The organism is Mycobacterium szulgai (assembly GCF_002116635.1).
GTDB classification, from domain to species: Bacteria; Actinomycetota; Actinomycetes; order Mycobacteriales; family Mycobacteriaceae; genus Mycobacterium; species Mycobacterium szulgai.
In genome coordinates this window covers 1-16,625 of the sequence record NZ_LQPW01000120.1, presented here as the reverse complement: position 1 = coordinate 16,625, position 16,625 = coordinate 1, and the positions used below count along the sequence as shown (strand labels likewise).

Here is a 16,625-nt window from a genome sequence, read left to right as displayed (position 1 = left end):
TCGACAACAACGCATCATTGGCTGTTCAGGCCGATGTCTCACCATCGCGCGGCACCGCCTGAACCACCACGCCGTGGGCGACGAGGTGCTCGATCAACGGAATTGCACTGGCAGCCAGGTGTTCTGACATCGCGGCGCGAGCCAGCTTGTCATCACGTTTCGTCAACGCCGCCAATACCCGCCGATGGTCCTTGGTCGCCTTCCCCGGCCAGTGCGCGATGGTGGGAAACACCGATTCGGGTGCGTAGCGGGTGATCTGTGACATCAACTGGGCAAGCTTCGGCGAGTTGGCCGCAACGTTGATGGCCCGGTGGAATTCGTGGTTGAGCACGACCGCTCGCTCCTCATCATCGGCAGCATAGGCCTTCTCGAGCTGAGTCTGGATGTCGTTGAGCTCGCGTAACTGGTCGTCGCTGATGTTGATGGCGGCCCGGGCGGCAAGCTCCCCACCCACATGCGCTTGGACGTTGGCGACGTCACCCAAATCCCGTTCGGTGAGCGGTAACACCACAAACCCCCGCCGGGGTTGTTGGGCCACCAGGCCCTCGGCGCGCAGCGCGAACAGCGCCTCGCGCACCGGCGTCACGCTGATGCCCAATTCTGCGGCCAATTGGTCCAGTCGGACATACTTTCCGGCGGCGTAGGTGCCGTCGAAGATCCGTTTGCGGACAAAGCGTGCAACGTCTTCGGCAAGTTGTGGCCGGGCGGCGAAATCCGGGACGGTCATCACGTCAGACCTGGTACTCGGCCAGTAATCGCTTGCTGATGATCGACTTCTGGATTTCACTGGTGCCCTCGCCGATCAGCAGGAACGGCGCGTCGCGCATCAACCGCTCGATCTCGTATTCCTTGGAATATCCGTACCCGCCGTGGATCCGGAAGCTCTGCTGGGTTACCTCCGAACAGTATTCGCTGGCAAGGTATTTCGCCATGCCGGCGGCCACGTCATTGCGCTCCCCGGAATCCTTCAGCCGCGCCGCGTTGACCATCATCAGATGCGCCGCTTCGACTTTCGTCGCCATCTCGGCCAACTGGAACGCGATCGCCTGGTGCTCGGCGATCGGCTTGCCGAAGGTGTGACGCTGCTGGGCATAGCGCACCGCAAGCTCAAAGGCTCGAAGGCCGACCCCACACGCACGCGCCGACACGTTGACCCGGCCCACCTCGATGCCGTCCATCATCTGGAAGAAGCCCCGCCCCGGTGTGCCGCCGAGAATGTCATCGGCGCCGGCCCGGTAGCCGTCGAAGATGAGCTCAGTGGTCTCGATGCCCTTGTAGCCGAGCTTGTCGATCTTGCCGGGAATGGTCAGCCCGGGCACCACCTCGCCGTAGCCGACGGGCTTTTCGACGAGGAATGCGGTCAGATTGCGGTGCGACTTCTCCGCGCCTTCGTCGGTGCGCACCAGTACCGCGATCAGCGTGGAGGTGGCGCCGTTGGTCAGCCACATCTTCTGACCGTCGATGGTGTAGGCGCCGTCGGGGTCGCGCCGCGCCCGGGTTCGGATCGCGGCCACGTCGGAGCCCAGCTCCGGCTCTGACATCGAGAACGCGCCGCGCGTCTCGCCGGTTGCCATGCGGGGCAGGAAGCGCTGCTTCTGTTGCTCGGTGCCGTGCTGGCGCAACATGTAGGCGACGATGAAGTGGGTGTTGAGCACTCCCGATACGCTCATCCAGCCGCGCGCCAGTTGCTCGACGCACAGCGCGTAAGTCAGCAGCGACTCCCCCAGGCCGCCGTACTCCTGCGGGATCATCAGGCCGAATAGCCCCATCTTGCGCATCTGGTCGACGATCTCTTGCGGATACGTGTCGCCACGTTCGAGTCCGGCCGCGTTGGGGATCACTTCCTTTTCAACGAATTGCCTTACCGTCCCGATGATCTCGGTTTGAAATTCGGTGAGGCCAAGTGTCTGAGCGAGTTTGGTCATCGGCTGTCATTCCCTATCGTGGTGGCGCTCGTCAAACGTGCGATGTCGGCGGTGGTCAAACCCAGGAGCTGGGTGAGTACGTCGGCGGTGTCCTGGCCCAGTGCGGGGGCTGCCGTACTACGCGGGTGTGCACCGTCGAAAGCAGCGGGCAGGGCGGGCGCCAGATAATCTCCGACACCTGGCTGGTGCAACGGGGCGAACAGCGGATTGGCGGTTACCTTGTGGTCTGCCACCACCTCGGTAAAGGTGCGATAGCGCTCGAACAACACCGTGGTGCCCGACAGCGCCGCGCCGATCTCGTCGGCCGTGTGCTCGGCGAACCAGACGGTGAACAAACCGGTGAGCGCGTCGCGGTAGCGGTAGCGGTCGCCCTCGGCCCCGAAATCCACCCCGAGCGCTTCGGCCAGCGCCGACACCGCGGCACTGGTACCCGTCACGTCGACCAACTCACGAAAGTGCCTGCCGGTCAAGGTCACAACCATGAACGCGACGCCGTCGCGGCTGGTGAAGTCCTGGCCGTACTGGCCGTAGATGGCGTTACCCAGGCGTGGCCGCTGCGTGCCGTTCACCTGGGGCTCGGTCAGCAATCCCAGGTTGCCTGCCGTCGCTAGCGCGACGTCTTCCAGTGCCAGGCTGATGCGTGCCCCTGCCCCGGTCTGTTCGCGGCGCCGGACGGCAGCGACGACGGCAAGCGCGGCATACAGTCCGCAGCACACATCCCAGGCCGGCAGCGCGTGGTTCACCGGACCGGCGTGGTCGACCGGGCCGGTGATGAACGGAAATCCGGTCGCCGCGTTCACGGTGTAATCCACCCCGGTGGAACCGTCGCCGCGCCCGAGCAACTGCAGGTGGATGACGTCGGGCCGCTTGGCCGCCAGCACATCGTGGCCGAGCCAGGCCAGGCCGGCTGCATTGGTCACCACGATGCCATCGCCCTCGGTGATCAGCCGCTGGACCAGCTCTTGGCCTTCGGCCGAACGCAAATCGACGGTGACCGAACGCTTTCCCTTGTTCAGGCCGGTCCAGTAGATCGAGGTCCCACTTGCCGCCAGCGGCCAGCGCTGGATGTCCGAGGCGCCGCCAATCGGATCGACCCGGATGACCTGTGCGCCAAGCTGACTCAGAGTCATCCCGCATAACGGCGCGGCAACGAAGCTGGAGACTTCGACAATGCGAATGCCGCTCAGCGGCAACGTGTTCACGTGACCCGCTCGAAGATAGCGGCTAGCCCCTGGCCGCCGCCGATGCACATGGTCTCCAGGCCATAGCGGGCCTGACGGCGGTTGAGTTCGCGCGCCAGGGTTGCCAGCATCCGGCCGCCGGTCGCACCGACCGGATGGCCCAGCGAGATCCCCGAGCCGTGCACGTTGGTGCGGTCGCGATCGGCGACGCCGAACTTCCACTCGCGCATCACCGCAAGCGCTTGGGCGGCAAAGGCTTCGTTGAGTTCGATGAGGTCGATATCGTGCAGGTTCAATCCGGCTTTGGCCAGGGCGGCCTGTGTCGCGGGCACCGGCCCGATGCCCATTACATTGGGCGCCACCCCGGCCTGCCCCCAGGACACCATGCGGACCAACGGCGTCAACCCGTACTCGGCCGCCTTCTCCGGCGTGGTCACCACACACATGGACGCCGCGTCGTTCTGCCCGCTGGCATTGCCGGCGGTCACCGTGGCGTCTGGATCCTCCTTGCCCAGAACGGGTTTGAGTTTCGCCAACGATTCCACCGACGTGTCGGCGCGAGGATGCTCGTCGGTGTCGACCACCTCCTCGCCCTGGCGAGTGCGTACCGCGACCGGGATGATCTCGTCGGCCAGCAGCCCGCCTCGTTGCGCGGCGACCGCGCGCTGGTGGGAGGCCACCGCGAGCTCGTCCTGTTCCAGCCGCGAAATGCCGTACTGGCGGCGCAGATTCTCAGCGGTTTCCAGCATCCCGCCGGGCACCGGGTAGTTGCGGCCGCCCGCGGTGGTTCGGCCGCGGGCCAGCCCGTCGTGTACCCGCACGCCGCTTCGCGCGCCACCCCAGCGCATGTCGGTGGAATAGAACGCGACGTTGCTCATGCTTTCGCAGCCGCCGGCGATGACGAGATCATTGCTGCCGCTGCTGACCTGCATACAAGCCTGGATCACCGCCTGCAGCCCCGACCCGCAGCGACGGTCGACCTGCATGCCGGGAACCGTTACCGGTAGCCCCGCGTCCAGCGCCACCACCCGGCCGATCGCCGGTGCCTCACTGCTGGGATAGCAGTGTCCGAGGATCACGTCCTGCACGGCATCCGGTGCGATCCCGGTGCGCTGCAGCAAGCCCTTCAGCGCGGCGACGCCGAGGTCAACGGCGCTGTGCGACTTGAACATTCCGCCGTAGCGGCCGATCGGTGTCCGTACGGGTTCACAAATGACGGCGTGGCTCATATGTGCCGGCCACCGGTGACTTCCATGACGGTCCCGGTCATATACGAGGACAGATCCGACGCCAGGAACAATGCGACGCTGGCCACCTCGCTGGGCTCCCCGGCGCGGCCCATCGGGACTTCGGCTTCCTTTTGATCCCAAATGCGTTGCGGCATAGCTTCTGTCATCGCAGAACGAATCAGCCCCGGTGCGATGACGTTGACCCGCACACCGAGATAGGCGAGTTCTTTAGCCGCGGCCTTGGTCATCCCGATGATTCCGGCCTTGGCCGCGGAGTAGTTGGTCTGGCCGATCATGCCGACCTTGCCCGATACCGAAGACATGTTGACGATGGCGCCCCGCTTTTGCTCCCGCATGACGGCCGCCGCGAGCCGGGTACCGTTCCAGGTGCCCTTCAGATGCACACTGATGACCTGGTCGAATTGCTCTTCGGTCATCTTGCGCATGGTCGCGTCGCGGGTGATCCCCGCGTTGTTGACCATGATGTCCAGACCACCGAAACGCTCGACTGCGGTCGCGATGAGCGCCTCGACCTCGTCGGCTTGCGTCACGTCGCAGCGCACGGCCAAGGCAAAGTCGGGACCTCCGAGTTTCTGGGCCGCAGCCTCGGTTGCCTCGAGATTCACGTCACCGATCACCACCCGGGCCCCCTCGGCGATGAATCGTTGCGCGATGGCGAATCCGAGGCCCTGTGCGCCGCCGGTGATCACCGCTGTCTGTCCGCTGAGCAACCCCACCTGTATTCCTCACTGTCCCGGCACCCGAACGGGCACCCCATCATCGCAAATATCATATTTCATATAGGATCTTGCTCCGAAAGGAGCTTCCGCCGATGAGCACTGCTGATCTCCCCGAGGTATCTGACGAGGACTTTCAGGAGATCCTGGCCCAGACCCGCCAGTTCGTCCGCGCCACCGTGGTGCCGCGCGAGCAGGAGATTCTCGACGCCGACCGGGTGCCCGAAGACCTGCGCGAGCAGGCCAAGAAGATGGGGCTGTTCGGCTACGCGATTCCACAGGAGTGGGGTGGACTCGGCCTGAACCTGATGCAGGACGTCGAGCTGGCGATGGAGCTGGGCTACACCTCGCTGGCGGTGCGGTCGATGTTCGGCACAAATAATGGCATCGCCGGACAGGTGCTCGTCGGTTTCGGCACCGACGAACAGAAGGCCCGCTGGCTGGAGCCGATGGCCTCCGGCGACGTCGTCGCATCCTTCGCGCTGACCGAGCCTGGCGCAGGATCCAACCCGGCCGGGCTGCGCACCAAAGCCGTTCGGAATAACGATGATTGGGTGATTTCCGGACAGAAGCGGTTCATCACCAACGCACCCGTCGCCGACCTGTTCGTGGTCTTCGCACGCACCAGGCCGGCCGACGATCGCGGCGCCGGCATAGCGGTATTCCTGGTTCCCGCCGACGCCACCGGCGTTGCGGTCGGCACCAAGGACGCCAAGATGGGCCAGGAGGGTGCGTGGACCGCCGATGTCAATCTCACCGATGTTCGGGTTGGCCCCGGCGCCCTGATCGGTGGCGACGAGGACATCGGCTATCGAGCGGCGTTGACCTCGTTGGCCCGGGGCCGAGTGCATATCGCGGCAATCGCCGTCGGCGCGGCCCAGCGCGCCCTCGACGAGTCGGTGGCCTATGCCGCCACCGCGACGCAGGGCGGCACCCCGATCGGCAACTTTCAGTTGGTCCAAGCGATGCTCGCCGACCAGCAGACCGGCGTGCTGGCAGGTCGCGCTCTGGTCCGCGATGCGGCACGACAGTGGGTCACCGGTGCCGATCGACGAATCGCGCCGTCCGCGGCCAAGCTGTTCTGCACCGAAATGGCCGGCAAGGTCGCCGATCTCGCGGTGCAGATCCACGGCGGCAGCGGATACATGCAGGGCGTTCCGGTCGAACGCATCTACCGCGACGTACGCCTGCTGCGACTCTACGAAGGCACTAGCGAGATCCAGCAGCTGATCATCGGGTCGAATCTGGTCAAGGCTGCGCAGCGATGAGCTCGAGGGTGCCCAGATCCCGGATAGCCTGACAGCCGCGCCGCAGCATGGTCAGCACCATGTCGTCACCGCGCTCGGTAGCGGTGGCGAAAGCGAACCCAAGTGCCGCGATCAGCACGGCCTGCGGCGTTCCGAGCCGGTAGTCGCGCCAACAGGTTTCCCGGTCATAGTCGGTGACGCCATAGCCGACAAGCGCCCGGTGATACACATCGACGAGGTCTCCTTCGATTGCCGACCGCAGCCGCGAGTCGAGGCTGGTTGCGGTGAAATACGCGAGATCCCGCGCCGGAAGCCCGATGCCGAGCGTCTGCCAGTCCACGACGCTCACCCGGGTGAGGCCGGGATCGAACAACAGGTTGTCCAAGCGATAATCGCCGTGCAGCAGGGAGAACCGCCCTTGCTCGGCTAGCAGCCACGGCGTCACCGAACTCATTGCGGCGGCGAAGGTTTCGCGATCCTCGGTGAGCATCCGATCGCCAAGCTTCGCCAGCGTGATGTCGGCGCTCATCTTGGCCACCTCGCCCAGGCCCTGAGCGGACGGCTCGTCCGGCAGCGGGAACGCGATACCGGGCAGATCCAGCCAGACGTGGTCACACCAACTGGGCCCGTGCAAGCCGGCCAGCGCGGTCACCGCCAGCCGGGCCTCCTGCTCACCGCAACCCAACAGCTGGTCGCCCTGCACCGCTGGCGCCTGGTCTGCCAACAGCAGCGCGAATTCCATTGCATCATCGGTGATCTCGCAGTAGAAACACTGTGGCGTGGGCACCCGCATCCGATCGGCTACCGAGGTGTAAAACGCGCACTCGCTGCGATAACCGATGACGACCCGGTCGCGCACCGCATCGTCCTGCGCGGGCAGCTTGATGACGAAGGTCTGCGGCAGCCCGCCGGGCTCGGTCTCGTAGCGGGCCGTCACCCGGTAGGTGGCTCCGGTCTGTCCGGTGCCGATCGCCGCCACGTCGGCCGCAGCGACCTCGACCGGTGTGCCGTGCTGGCTGAGCACCGTCGATAGCCACTCCGGGGTTACGTCGGCGGGGTAGCGCGGGATCGACAACAAGGCACTCATGCCCCCGACTGTAAGTCATACGGCAAGAGTTTCGGCAGGTGTCCCCTAATCGGCGAGTATCCGCCACTCGGCGGCTTCATGCTGTTGGTGCCAGAACTCGCTGAAACGACCACCGGCATCGAGCAACTCATCCACCGCGCCGTCCTCGACCAGCCGGCCGTCCTCGATGAACAGGACCCGGTCAGCATGACGAATGCTGGCCAGGCGGTGGGCGACGATCACCCTGGTTTGCGAACTGGGATCGGCGGTGAGCGCATCGACCACCGCCACCTCGTTCTCGTTGTCCAGCGCGCTGGTCGCCTCGTCTACCAACAGGATCGGTGCGTCTTTGAGCAGAGCACGCGCGATGCTGACGCGTTGCCGTTCACCGCCGGATAGCGCCGAGCCGGCCTCGCCGACGATCGTCTCGACGCCGTCCGGGAGCCGGCCGGTGAGCTCATCGACCCGGGCCAACTGGACTGCCCGGGCGAACCGGTCGTCGTCGGCCGCGGGATCGCCGGCAGATACGTTTTCGCGGATCGTGCCGTGGAAGAGGTAGGGATGCTGGAATACGACGCTGCTCGCCGAGCGCCGCGCTTCGGGGTCCAGCGTGGCCGCGTCGATACCGTCGATGAGTACGCGCCCGCGAGAGGGCTGGTGCAGTCCGGCGATCAGCGCCAGGACAGTGCTCTTGCCCGAACCCGACGGCCCGACGATCGCAGTCGCGGTGCCGGGCCGCAACGAGAAGCTGACACCGTCGAGCACCGGGCTGGCGCCGTCGTAACTGAAACAGACATCGTCGAATTCGATACGCGGGGCCGCGGCGACGTCACGCAATGTGGCGGTCCCGGCGTCCAATGCCGGTGCCGTCAGCACCGAACGGATGCGGTCCAGAGTGGCGCGGGTGCTCTCCAGGGCGGGTGCCAGCTCGCTGACGGTAGTGAACGGTTCCAGGTATCGGGCCATCACTACGATCAATGCGATGGCCTCGGGCACCGTCAGCGCGCCGGCAACGGTCAGTGCCGTGGTGGCTCCGGCAAGCAAGATCAGGGCGAGCTGGCTGGCGATGCTGAACAGTAGTTGACCGGGAATCTGCATGCCCAGCAACCGAATCGTCGCGCTGTGCTGGGCGGTCAGCGCAGTGCCGACCAAACTGCGGGCCGGCTCGACGCGGCGCGCGGCGCGCAACGCCTGCTGGGTTCGGGCGAACTCGATGATGCGTTCGGTGAGCGCGCTGTTGGCTTCACCGGCCGCGGCATCAGCGCGGCGGGTCAGGCGGACCGAGGCCCAAAGCGAACCCAGCAGCAACGGCAAACCGGCCAGCGCAGCCACTCCCAGCTGCCAGGAGATCGGCAACAGGACCAGCGCGATGACCGCCGGCAGCAGGATCGCCGTGAGCAACGGTGTCAGCAGGTTGACCACCAGACCCACCAGCTCGGGTCCGGTCGCGGCGATCGCTTGCCGTGCCGTGGAGGTGTTGTCCGGGGTGAACCAATCCAGCCGCACATCTGGCAACCGGTCGGCCACGTCATGCTGGGTGTGGTCGAGTACCGCGAAGCCCAGATCGAAGCCGATCCGCGCGGTGATGGTGTCGATCACCCAGCCCGCGACGGTCGCGACCGTGAGCCAAACCAACCACGCCAGTGCATGTTTCGGGTTGCCGCTGAATAGCGCGCCAACCAGCGGGACCAGCAAAACGGTAGCTACCGCCCGCAACACGACCGAGACGAGCGCGAGCACGGTGTAGGTGACTACCTTGGCACGGCGGTCGGCCGGAACCAGGCTTATCCAGGTGCGGATCACCGTGCGCCCTCCCGGACTGCGGCTACCGGCCTGCTTTGGCCGGTCTCCCAAAGGCGGCGGTAACGGCCATTGGCGGCAAGCAACTCCTCGTGGGTGCCGCGTTCGGCTATCCGGCCGTGGTCAAGGACGATGATCTGGTCGGCTCGGGTGATGGTGTGCAATCGGTGCGCGATCACCAGCACCGTACGATCCCTGGTCAACCGGTTGAGTGCTTGCTGCACAAGGTATTCCGACTCTGGATCGGCATAGGCGGTGGCTTCGTCGAGGATCAGGATCGGCGTATCGGCGAGGATCGCGCGCGCGATGGTCAGACGTTGCCGTTCCCCGCCCGAGAGCCCGCTGCTTGCACCCAGCACGGTGTCGTAGCCGTCTGGCAAGCGCAGCACGCGGTCGTGGATCTGGGCCTGTTTCGCGGCTTCCTGGATCTGTGCCGCCGTGGCATCCGGGGCGGCTAGGGCAATGTTCTCGGCGACGGTGCCGTGCACGAGTTGGGTTTCCTGCAGGACGAAGCCCACCCGCGTGTAGAGCTGGTCAGCAGTCAGCGACCGAATGTCTTGTCCGCCAATTTCTATGGCCCCTTGCTCCACGTCGTGGAATCGAGCCAGCAGCGCGGCGAGCGTGGACTTTCCGGATCCGGACGGACCGACCAGCGCGGTGACGGTGCCGGGGCGCAGGTGCAGCGACACGTTGTGGATCACCGGGGCACCGGGACGGTAGCCGAAGCTGACACCATCGAATACCACCGTTGCGGCGGGATCTCGCCCGGACGCCTCATGAGGCTGAGCCCGCACCGTGAGTTCAGACTCGGCGAGGGCGGTTTGGAGACGCCGGGCGGCCAGCATGCCACCGCGAATGCCCCCGACACCGTAAGCGATGCCGAGCAGTCGGGATCCGAAAGTTGTGCCTAACAACAGGAATGGCAGCAGATTCACCGGATCCATCGCGTTGCCGACGATCAGCAGCGTGCCGGTGGTTGCGATGAGCCACAGAAACGTCGATGGACGGGTGGCCAGGTCCATCAACGTTTTCTTGGCGGCGAGCGGACGCTGCCAGGCGACCAGGAAGCCGACGTACTCGTCGAGGCGCTGTCGGAAACTCGACGCCGCGGCACCGCCGAAGACCCGAATTACCGGCTGCCCCTCCAAGTAAGCGCCGGCTTCGGCGTTCATTTTCTCGGCCCACCGCTGCGATTGCGCGATGCGGGGACCGGACGCAACCATGAGCGCCGACGACGTCACCAGGTAGACCAGCACCGGCCCGAAGAGCACGAGCGCGACCCGCCAGTCGACGATGAATAGATAGACCAGCACCGCCACAGGCCCGACCACCGCATTGACCGCGTCAGGAATGGCGTGAGTGACAAGGTAGTGCAGTGACAGCGTGTCGTCCTGCACCAACTGCTTGATCGACCCCGAGCCGCGAGCGGTGAACCAGCCCAGCGGCAGCCGGGACAGCTTACCCAACAGCCTTGAGCGCAAATCACTTTCAAAGCGCGCGTCGACGACATGCAGCCACAACGTGAGCGCGGCACCGAGAATCGTGCCGAGTCCCAGCAATGAAACGGCCGCAATTCCGACGTTCCACAACCGGGACTCATCGGCGCCCGAGATCAGCAGGCGGGCCAACTCAACCAGCAACACGAACGGCGCCAGCTGAACGAGGGTGACCACGGCCTGCAGCACTCCGGAAACGATGAGCGCCCAGCGCAGCGGTGCCAGCAACTGACCGGCAGCCTGGGCGCGCCAATTCCCGCGCGCAGGAACGGCTGTCTCAGCCGGTCTCTCGGGCGGTGCAACAGCTTTCGGCTCAGCATCACCCGGATCGCCGCCGCGGCGGGTGCCCATCTCGCGACCGGCGCTCCAATAGGCTTGCGCGTGTACCTCGGACTTGGGGAACCCGAACGCGTCGCGCAGCCGCTTCCGGACGTTCTTGAGGGCAGTGGCCTCCGGTGTCGCCCAGGCATACCAGTTCGACCAGTCCCGGCTCTCGATCGCGGCGGCCAGAGATTTCTCGTCGCGCCGGGTGATCCAGTGCACCCGCAGCCGGGGATGGCGCGAGATCGGGATCATCGTGTCATTGTCGTCGTGCTGCTCGAGGTACATCTCGATCGGGACGTCGTCGGGGACCGTTCCCACGATGCCGTTCATCCCCGGGATGGACGCCGAATCGCCGATGAGCAGATAGCCGGCCGGTTGCTCTTGCGGAGCGTCGAAGCGGGATGAGCCCATCAAAGACATGACCGCGATGGTCGTGCCGGGCTTGACGGTGCGGGCCCAGGTCGAGGCGGGGCCGGCCGGATCGTGCAACACTACGTCGACCGCGAAACGGCCCGCGGGAACATCTGCTTCCGAAATCGTGTAGGCACGCTGGAATTCAGTATGGGTCCCAGCGGGGTCGGGGAACCAGAAGCGCAACCAGGCGGCGGGCTCGGCCTCGGCATCTTCGAACAGCGTCGGCGATTCCATCCGTATCCGCACGAAATGTGGTGCGATCATTACGGTTTCGATCACCGTCGCGGTGTGGTCGCGCGCGCCGAAGCCGCGCAACATCGCGCCCTGCAACCCGCGGGCCATCAACGATCCTCTCCTGGAGCCACACGTTGTCCATCGCGACAAGCGGGTGGTGGTTCGCCGGCGCGCGGCGTCAGCGTTCTTGCATCTCAGGACGCCCCGGCAAGCTACACACCAAACTAAGGGTTGCCTTACCAAAGGTCAAACTCGGTTGCTTTCGCCGACCCGCGGCCCACGGTAACAGGCTTGGCTGCGGCAAGCCGTGTTGGGCGAATGTTCTTGCGACGCTTGGTTAGCCGACGACTTCCGCCGCAGTCCCCATCTCAATGAGGAGTTAATTATCACTTCCTGTCAGTTCACTGAGGGACCGGCGATGCGGTCGCCGCTATAGCGCCCTTTGATCCACTCTTGGCGCCTGCCCTGGCGCCGACGTAGCCACTGGGGGCCAGCGTTACCTCAATCGGCTAGACAGGAGTGGGCAGTGTTCATCGATTTCGCGCTATACCCGCCGGAGGTCAACTCGGCCCGTATGTACAGCGGATGTGGCTCAGGCCCGTTGCGGGCGGCCGCGATGAGTTGGCACGACGTGTCGACTGAACTGCTCACCGCCGCCGATAGCTATCGCTCGGTAGTCTCAACCCTCACCGATATTCATTGGACGGGACCGTCATCGGCGATCATGGCGGCTTCCGTCCGCCCGTACGTCGAATGGCTGGACAAAACCGCAGCCTCGGCGCGGCAGACGGCACTCCAAGCGGCGGCCGCGGCCGCGGCCTTCGAGCGAGCATTCGCGACGATCGTGCCTCCAGCGACGATCGCGGCTAACCGCGCGCAATTACGCGCCTTGATAGCGGAGAACTTCTTCGGCCAGAACACCGCGGCGATCGCAGCCACGGAGTTCGCGTACTCAGAAATGTGGACGACCGATGCCACCGTGATGTACGACTACGCGATTACCTCATCGAGCGCGCGGCAACTGACGCCGTTCAGCTCGCCACAGCAGACCACCAATCCCGCCGGCCAGTCCGCGCAGCACAGCGCCGTCGCCCATGCGGTGGTCAGCGTAGGAGACGACGCCGGAAACATCATCGGCAACCTGCTAATCGAACTGGGAACGCTGCTGCTGCCCATCGCCCCTGAACTGTCGGCCATTCTCATTCCATTAGGCGAGGGGATCAACGCGTTCGCGTCGTACTTCCCGGGCCTGGTCGCCGACGATTTCACTGTGTTAGACGCACTGCTCGCTTTCTACGCAACGATCGGATCGGTGAACAACCTGAGCTCGACGATCACCGACACGATGGGAGTTCAGAGCAGTTTGGGGCTGCTGCCCAACCTGGGTGAGGCCGCAAGCGCACCTAACGAACTACTTGCGCCGCTGAACACGATAGCCCGCAGTCTCGGAGCGAGCGAAGCGGTCAGCGAGGTATCGGCTGCATTCCGAAGTGCTGGTTACGTCGGGCAATTGTCGGTGCCCCCGGCCTGGGCAACGGTTCCGAAGATCACCACGGCTGAGGCAATCCACGCCACGCCGATGACGACCCTGCCTACCGCTGACCCCGGAATGTCCGGCGCGCCGGGAATGCCGGGGATGCCAACAGGAGTGGCCATGCGCGGCGGCATGGTGCCTCGGTACGGTCACACGCCGCGGGTTATGTCACGACCTCTTGCTGGAGGATGATGCCTGATTCTCTGGTGTGAGAGGACTTTACGGCGCCGAGCGCGCCGCGCCATCGGCTGAGATTGTGCGGGCGGAGGGACTCGAACCCTCAAGCTCTCACGAGCAATGGCACCTAAAACCATCGCGTCTGCCAATTTCGCCACGCCCGCGGGCATCGCGATCTTATCGCTTTGTCCAACCACGACTTGTCGGCGGTGCAGCCTAACTTGGCTTCGTAACAGTCGAAGGGTTTCGCATGCGGTCTGCAGAAGAGTCGCGGCAGCCAAGCGCCTAATCGCAGCTGGGGTAAACGACTGCGCTATCTCTCGACAACTCGGCGTGCCTCGACCGACAGTGCAGGACTGGCGACAGTCGACATCAACTCCGGCCGAGAGTCATCAGCGCCATGGAGTGCGGTGTTGCGCAAAGCATGTCGGCACTGCCGGCGGGGCCTTGTTGCTACGTCCTGGTATGTACCTCGGGGACGGCTGTATCTCACGGTGCCGCCAAGTGTGGCGGCTGAGGATCACCCTCGACAAGACATATCCAGAAATCAGCCTCAACACGGTCCCGGGAAGAAGCACTAGAGGCCGATTCGGCTAGAACCCTGGCAGGAACTGCTGGTCAAAGAGGCCACCGAGCAATCCGTTCGCGGACTCATCGACAGCGATGGGTGCCGTGTGGCGGCCAATAATCGCGGTGTCCGCAGCGTCGGCTATCACTTCTCGAATAGATCCGAAGGCATCCTCGGATTGTTCAGTGGAGCCCGGGACGCGCGCGCAATTCCATGGACCCGGTCAAGCCGACACGGCATTGCCGTGTACCGCAAGGCCGCCGTTGCGCGTCTCGACCAATTCGTCGGGCCGAAGTTATGAGCCACTCGCGGTACCGTCAAGGGGTGTCGACTACACATCGTCGGAGGCCTGCGCTGATCGCTTTGGTGATCGTCGCGGCCTGCGGCTGCCTGGCTCTGGGCTGGTGGCAGTGGACACGATTCGAATCGGTGTCCGGCACGTTCCAGAATCTCGGCTATGCGCTGCAGTGGCCGCTATTCGCCGGCTTCTGCGTCTATGCGTACCGCAAATTCGTCCGCTATGAAGACGTGCCGCCCGAGCCTCGCAACAAGGGCGCCGTGACCGAAATACCTGACGGGCTGCTACCCGAAAGGCCCCAGCCCGTCTCGCAGCAACCCGACGATCCCGCAATGCAGGAATACAACGCCTACCTGGCCGAGCTCGCCAAGAGCGATACCGAGAAGCAGAACAGGACCACCGCATGACCGCACCCGAGACACCCGAGGCACAGCAGACCGCGTCGGCTTTTCCCGTTGAGAAGATTCGCACGGCATTGCTCGCCTACCGAGTCATGGCGTGGACGACCGGAATCTGGCTGATCGCGCTGTGCTACGAGATCGTCTCGCATCTCGCTTTCCATCGGGAAATCCGGTGGATCGAAGTGGTGCACGGCTGGGTGTACTTCGTGTACGTGTTGGCCGCCTTCAACCTCGCCATCAAGGTTCGCTGGCCGATAGGCAAGACGATCGGAGTTTTGCTTGCCGGCACCGTCCCGCTGGTGGGCATCATCGTCGAGCACTTCCAAACCCGAGACGTCAAGGCGCGTTACGGGTTCTAGGGGCAACGCCGAGCGTGAACCTGGTTTCACGCTCGCGGACGAACGTGAAGCTGGTTTCACCCGGGGCCGGCCGACAGAGCGCGCAGCGCGGGCACCAGCAGCGCCAACGCGCGACCGCGGTGCGAGACAGCGTCCTTTTCCGCCGGGCTAAGCTGCGCCGCGGTGCGCGTCGACCCGTCGGGAATGAACACCGGGTCGTAGCCGAAGCCCCCGTCGCCACTCGGTTCGCGGGCAATTCCGCCGGGCCACACGCCGCGCACGACGACCTCGCCGTCTCTCGAGACCAACGCGCAAGCCGAGACGAACGCCGCGCCGCGCCGCCCGTCGGGCACATCACGCAACTGTGCCAGCAGCAGCGCGGTGTTGGAGGCGTCGTCGCCGTGGCGACCCGACCACCGCGCCGACAGCACCCCCGGCATGCCGTTGAGTGCGGCCACCTCCAAACCGGAGTCGTCGGCCACGCTCGCCAGACCCGTCGCCGCGAACGCGTCACGCGCCTTGGCGAGCGCATTCTCCTCGAAGGTCGCACCGGTTTCCGGTGCTTCGTCAAATGGCTCAACATCGTTGAGCGACAACAGGTTCAAACCGGACACGCCGGCGCCGTCGAGCACCCGGCGCAGTTCGGCCAGCTTCTTGGCATTACGGCTAGCGACCAGCAGGCGGGTCAGCTCCCGAACGCCTTCGGTGCCGGCGGTCCGTCGGGCAGCACACCCGGGTACGGCAGCGCCAGCGCTTCGCGCTGAGCGGCAAACAACTTGTCACACGCAGCCAGCGCCATGTCGAGCAGCTTGTCCAGAGTTGACCGGGGGAATGTCGCCCCCTCGCCGGTGCCCTGCACCTCAACCAGCGTGCCGGTATCGGTGGCGACGACGTTCATGTCGACCTCGGCGCGCGAGTCTTCCTCGTAAGGCAGGTCGGCACGGATCCTGCCGTCGACCACACCCACGCTGACCGCGGCGATGGCACACGACAGCGGCCTTGGATCGGATAGCTTGCCCGCCGCCGACAGATAAGTCACCGCATCAGCCAATGCCACGTAGGCGCCGGTGATGGCCGCGGTGCGAGTTCCGCCGTCGGCCTGCAACACATCGCAGTCGACGGCGATGGTGTTCTCCCCTAACGCCGCCAAGTCGATGCACGCTCGCAGCGACCGGCCGACCAACCGACTGATTTCCTGAGTGCGCCCACTGAGCCGGCCCTTCACCGATTCTCGGTCCGAACGACTGTGTGTGGCCGACGGCAGCATGGCGTATTCGGCGGTGAGCCAACCCAGTCCCGATCCCTTGCGCCAGCGGGGCACGCCCTCGGTGACGCTGGCGGTGCACATCACCTTGGTGTGACCGAATTCGATCAGTACCGATCCCGCTGGGTTCTCGGTGAATCCCCGGGTGATGACCACCGGGCGAAGCTCGTCGTCGAGGCGGCCGTCTTCACGTTTTGACACGCCGCCCACCCTAACCCGGCGACGGGGCTGGCGATGCGGTCAGTGGCCATCACACCCGTCACGCCAGCACCACCGCGGCCGGCCACACCCTAATTGCAAACGCGATAGCGCATCCGATATGAGTCCGCTGAATAAGTGAGTTCTTGAAGGTTCGCAGGGCGTTGGCGTGGCGTCTGCAGTTTCGTTGCCGT

15 protein-coding genes and 1 tRNA gene are annotated in these 16,625 nt (G+C 65.2%); 5 read left to right on the top strand and 11 right to left on the bottom strand.

Annotated features, from left to right (window positions below; all coding sequences use genetic code 11):
- Positions 1-25: 25 nt before the first annotated feature.
- From AWC27_RS16285 to fabG, 5 genes are read right to left on the bottom strand one after another with little or no spacing between them, the layout of a single operon-like run.
- The gene (locus AWC27_RS16285; protein WP_085671557.1) at positions 26-727 is read right to left on the bottom strand and encodes a GntR family transcriptional regulator; all 702 of its coding nucleotides are present in this window, start codon (positions 725-727) and stop codon (positions 26-28) included.
- Positions 728-731: 4 nt separating this feature from the next.
- Positions 732-1,925 (bottom strand): acyl-CoA dehydrogenase family protein, encoded by a 1,194-nt coding sequence (locus AWC27_RS16280; protein WP_085671428.1) that lies wholly within the window; start codon positions 1,923-1,925, stop codon positions 732-734.
- Positions 1,922-3,127 carry a CoA transferase gene (locus AWC27_RS16275; RefSeq protein WP_085671427.1) on the bottom strand — a complete coding sequence of 402 codons (1,206 nt, stop codon included), beginning with the start codon at positions 3,125-3,127 and terminating at the stop codon, positions 1,922-1,924. The genes AWC27_RS16280 and AWC27_RS16275 overlap by 4 nt, the downstream gene beginning before the upstream one ends.
- Positions 3,124-4,335, bottom strand: coding sequence for an acetyl-CoA C-acetyltransferase (locus AWC27_RS16270; protein ID WP_085671426.1), 1,212 nt, complete (start codon positions 4,333-4,335; stop codon positions 3,124-3,126). The genes AWC27_RS16275 and AWC27_RS16270 overlap by 4 nt, the downstream gene beginning before the upstream one ends.
- Positions 4,332-5,072, bottom strand: a complete 741-nt coding sequence (gene fabG / locus AWC27_RS16265; RefSeq protein WP_139837045.1) for a 3-oxoacyl-ACP reductase FabG — start codon at positions 5,070-5,072, stop codon at positions 4,332-4,334. The genes AWC27_RS16270 and fabG overlap by 4 nt, the downstream gene beginning before the upstream one ends.
- Before the next feature lie 95 nt (positions 5,073-5,167).
- On the opposite strand from fabG, the gene AWC27_RS16260 reads away from it, so the two are divergent.
- On the top strand, positions 5,168-6,340 hold the full coding sequence (locus tag AWC27_RS16260; RefSeq protein WP_085671424.1) for an acyl-CoA dehydrogenase family protein: 1,173 nt from the start codon (positions 5,168-5,170) through the stop codon (positions 6,338-6,340).
- On the opposite strand, the gene AWC27_RS16255 is transcribed toward AWC27_RS16260, so the two are convergent.
- The 3 genes from AWC27_RS16255 to AWC27_RS16245 are packed head-to-tail and all read right to left on the bottom strand — an operon-like array spanning position 6,321 to position 11,761.
- Positions 6,321-7,406 (bottom strand): phosphotransferase family protein, encoded by a 1,086-nt coding sequence (locus tag AWC27_RS16255; protein WP_085671423.1) that lies wholly within the window; start codon positions 7,404-7,406, stop codon positions 6,321-6,323. The genes AWC27_RS16260 and AWC27_RS16255 overlap by 20 nt on opposite strands.
- Before the next feature lie 45 nt (positions 7,407-7,451).
- Complete coding sequence (locus tag AWC27_RS16250; RefSeq protein ID WP_085671422.1) at positions 7,452-9,188, bottom strand: ABC transporter ATP-binding protein; 1,737 nt, start codon at positions 9,186-9,188, stop codon at positions 7,452-7,454.
- Positions 9,185-11,761, bottom strand: a complete 2,577-nt coding sequence (locus tag AWC27_RS16245; RefSeq protein ID WP_085671421.1) for an ABC transporter ATP-binding protein/permease — start codon at positions 11,759-11,761, stop codon at positions 9,185-9,187. The genes AWC27_RS16250 and AWC27_RS16245 overlap by 4 nt, the downstream gene beginning before the upstream one ends.
- A gap of 418 nt (positions 11,762-12,179) precedes the next feature.
- On the opposite strand from AWC27_RS16245, the gene AWC27_RS16240 reads away from it, so the two are divergent.
- The gene (locus tag AWC27_RS16240) at positions 12,180-13,379 is read left to right on the top strand and encodes a PPE family protein (protein ID WP_085671420.1); all 1,200 of its coding nucleotides are present in this window, start codon (positions 12,180-12,182) and stop codon (positions 13,377-13,379) included.
- A 65-nt stretch (positions 13,380-13,444) separates the two neighbouring features.
- On the opposite strand, the gene AWC27_RS16235 is transcribed toward AWC27_RS16240, so the two are convergent.
- Positions 13,445-13,528: transfer RNA gene (locus tag AWC27_RS16235), tRNA-Leu, on the bottom strand.
- On the opposite strand from AWC27_RS16235, the gene AWC27_RS32175 reads away from it, so the two are divergent.
- From AWC27_RS32175 to AWC27_RS16220, 3 genes are all read left to right on the top strand, one after another.
- Entirely contained in the window at positions 13,485-13,961 is a 477-nt protein-coding gene (locus tag AWC27_RS32175) for a helix-turn-helix domain-containing protein (protein WP_245847208.1), read from the top strand. The two genes, AWC27_RS16235 and AWC27_RS32175, sit on opposite strands and share 44 nt — an antisense overlap.
- A gap of 295 nt (positions 13,962-14,256) precedes the next feature.
- Positions 14,257-14,637: a hypothetical protein gene (locus AWC27_RS16225; RefSeq protein ID WP_085671556.1), complete on the top strand. Its 381-nt coding sequence runs from the start codon at positions 14,257-14,259 to the stop codon at positions 14,635-14,637.
- Positions 14,634-14,990 carry a DUF3817 domain-containing protein gene (locus tag AWC27_RS16220; RefSeq protein ID WP_085671419.1) on the top strand — a complete coding sequence of 119 codons (357 nt, stop codon included), beginning with the start codon at positions 14,634-14,636 and terminating at the stop codon, positions 14,988-14,990. Before AWC27_RS16225 ends, AWC27_RS16220 begins: the two co-directional genes overlap by 4 nt.
- Before the next feature lie 56 nt (positions 14,991-15,046).
- Here AWC27_RS16220 and rdgB read toward each other — a convergent pair whose 3' ends face one another.
- Positions 15,047-15,658 (bottom strand): RdgB/HAM1 family non-canonical purine NTP pyrophosphatase, encoded by a 612-nt coding sequence (gene rdgB / locus AWC27_RS16215; RefSeq protein ID WP_085671418.1) that lies wholly within the window; start codon positions 15,656-15,658, stop codon positions 15,047-15,049.
- Entirely contained in the window at positions 15,655-16,434 is a 780-nt protein-coding gene (gene rph, locus AWC27_RS16210) for a ribonuclease PH (protein ID WP_085671555.1), read from the bottom strand. Before rph ends, rdgB begins: the two co-directional genes overlap by 4 nt.
- Positions 16,435-16,625: the final 191 nt, after the last annotated feature.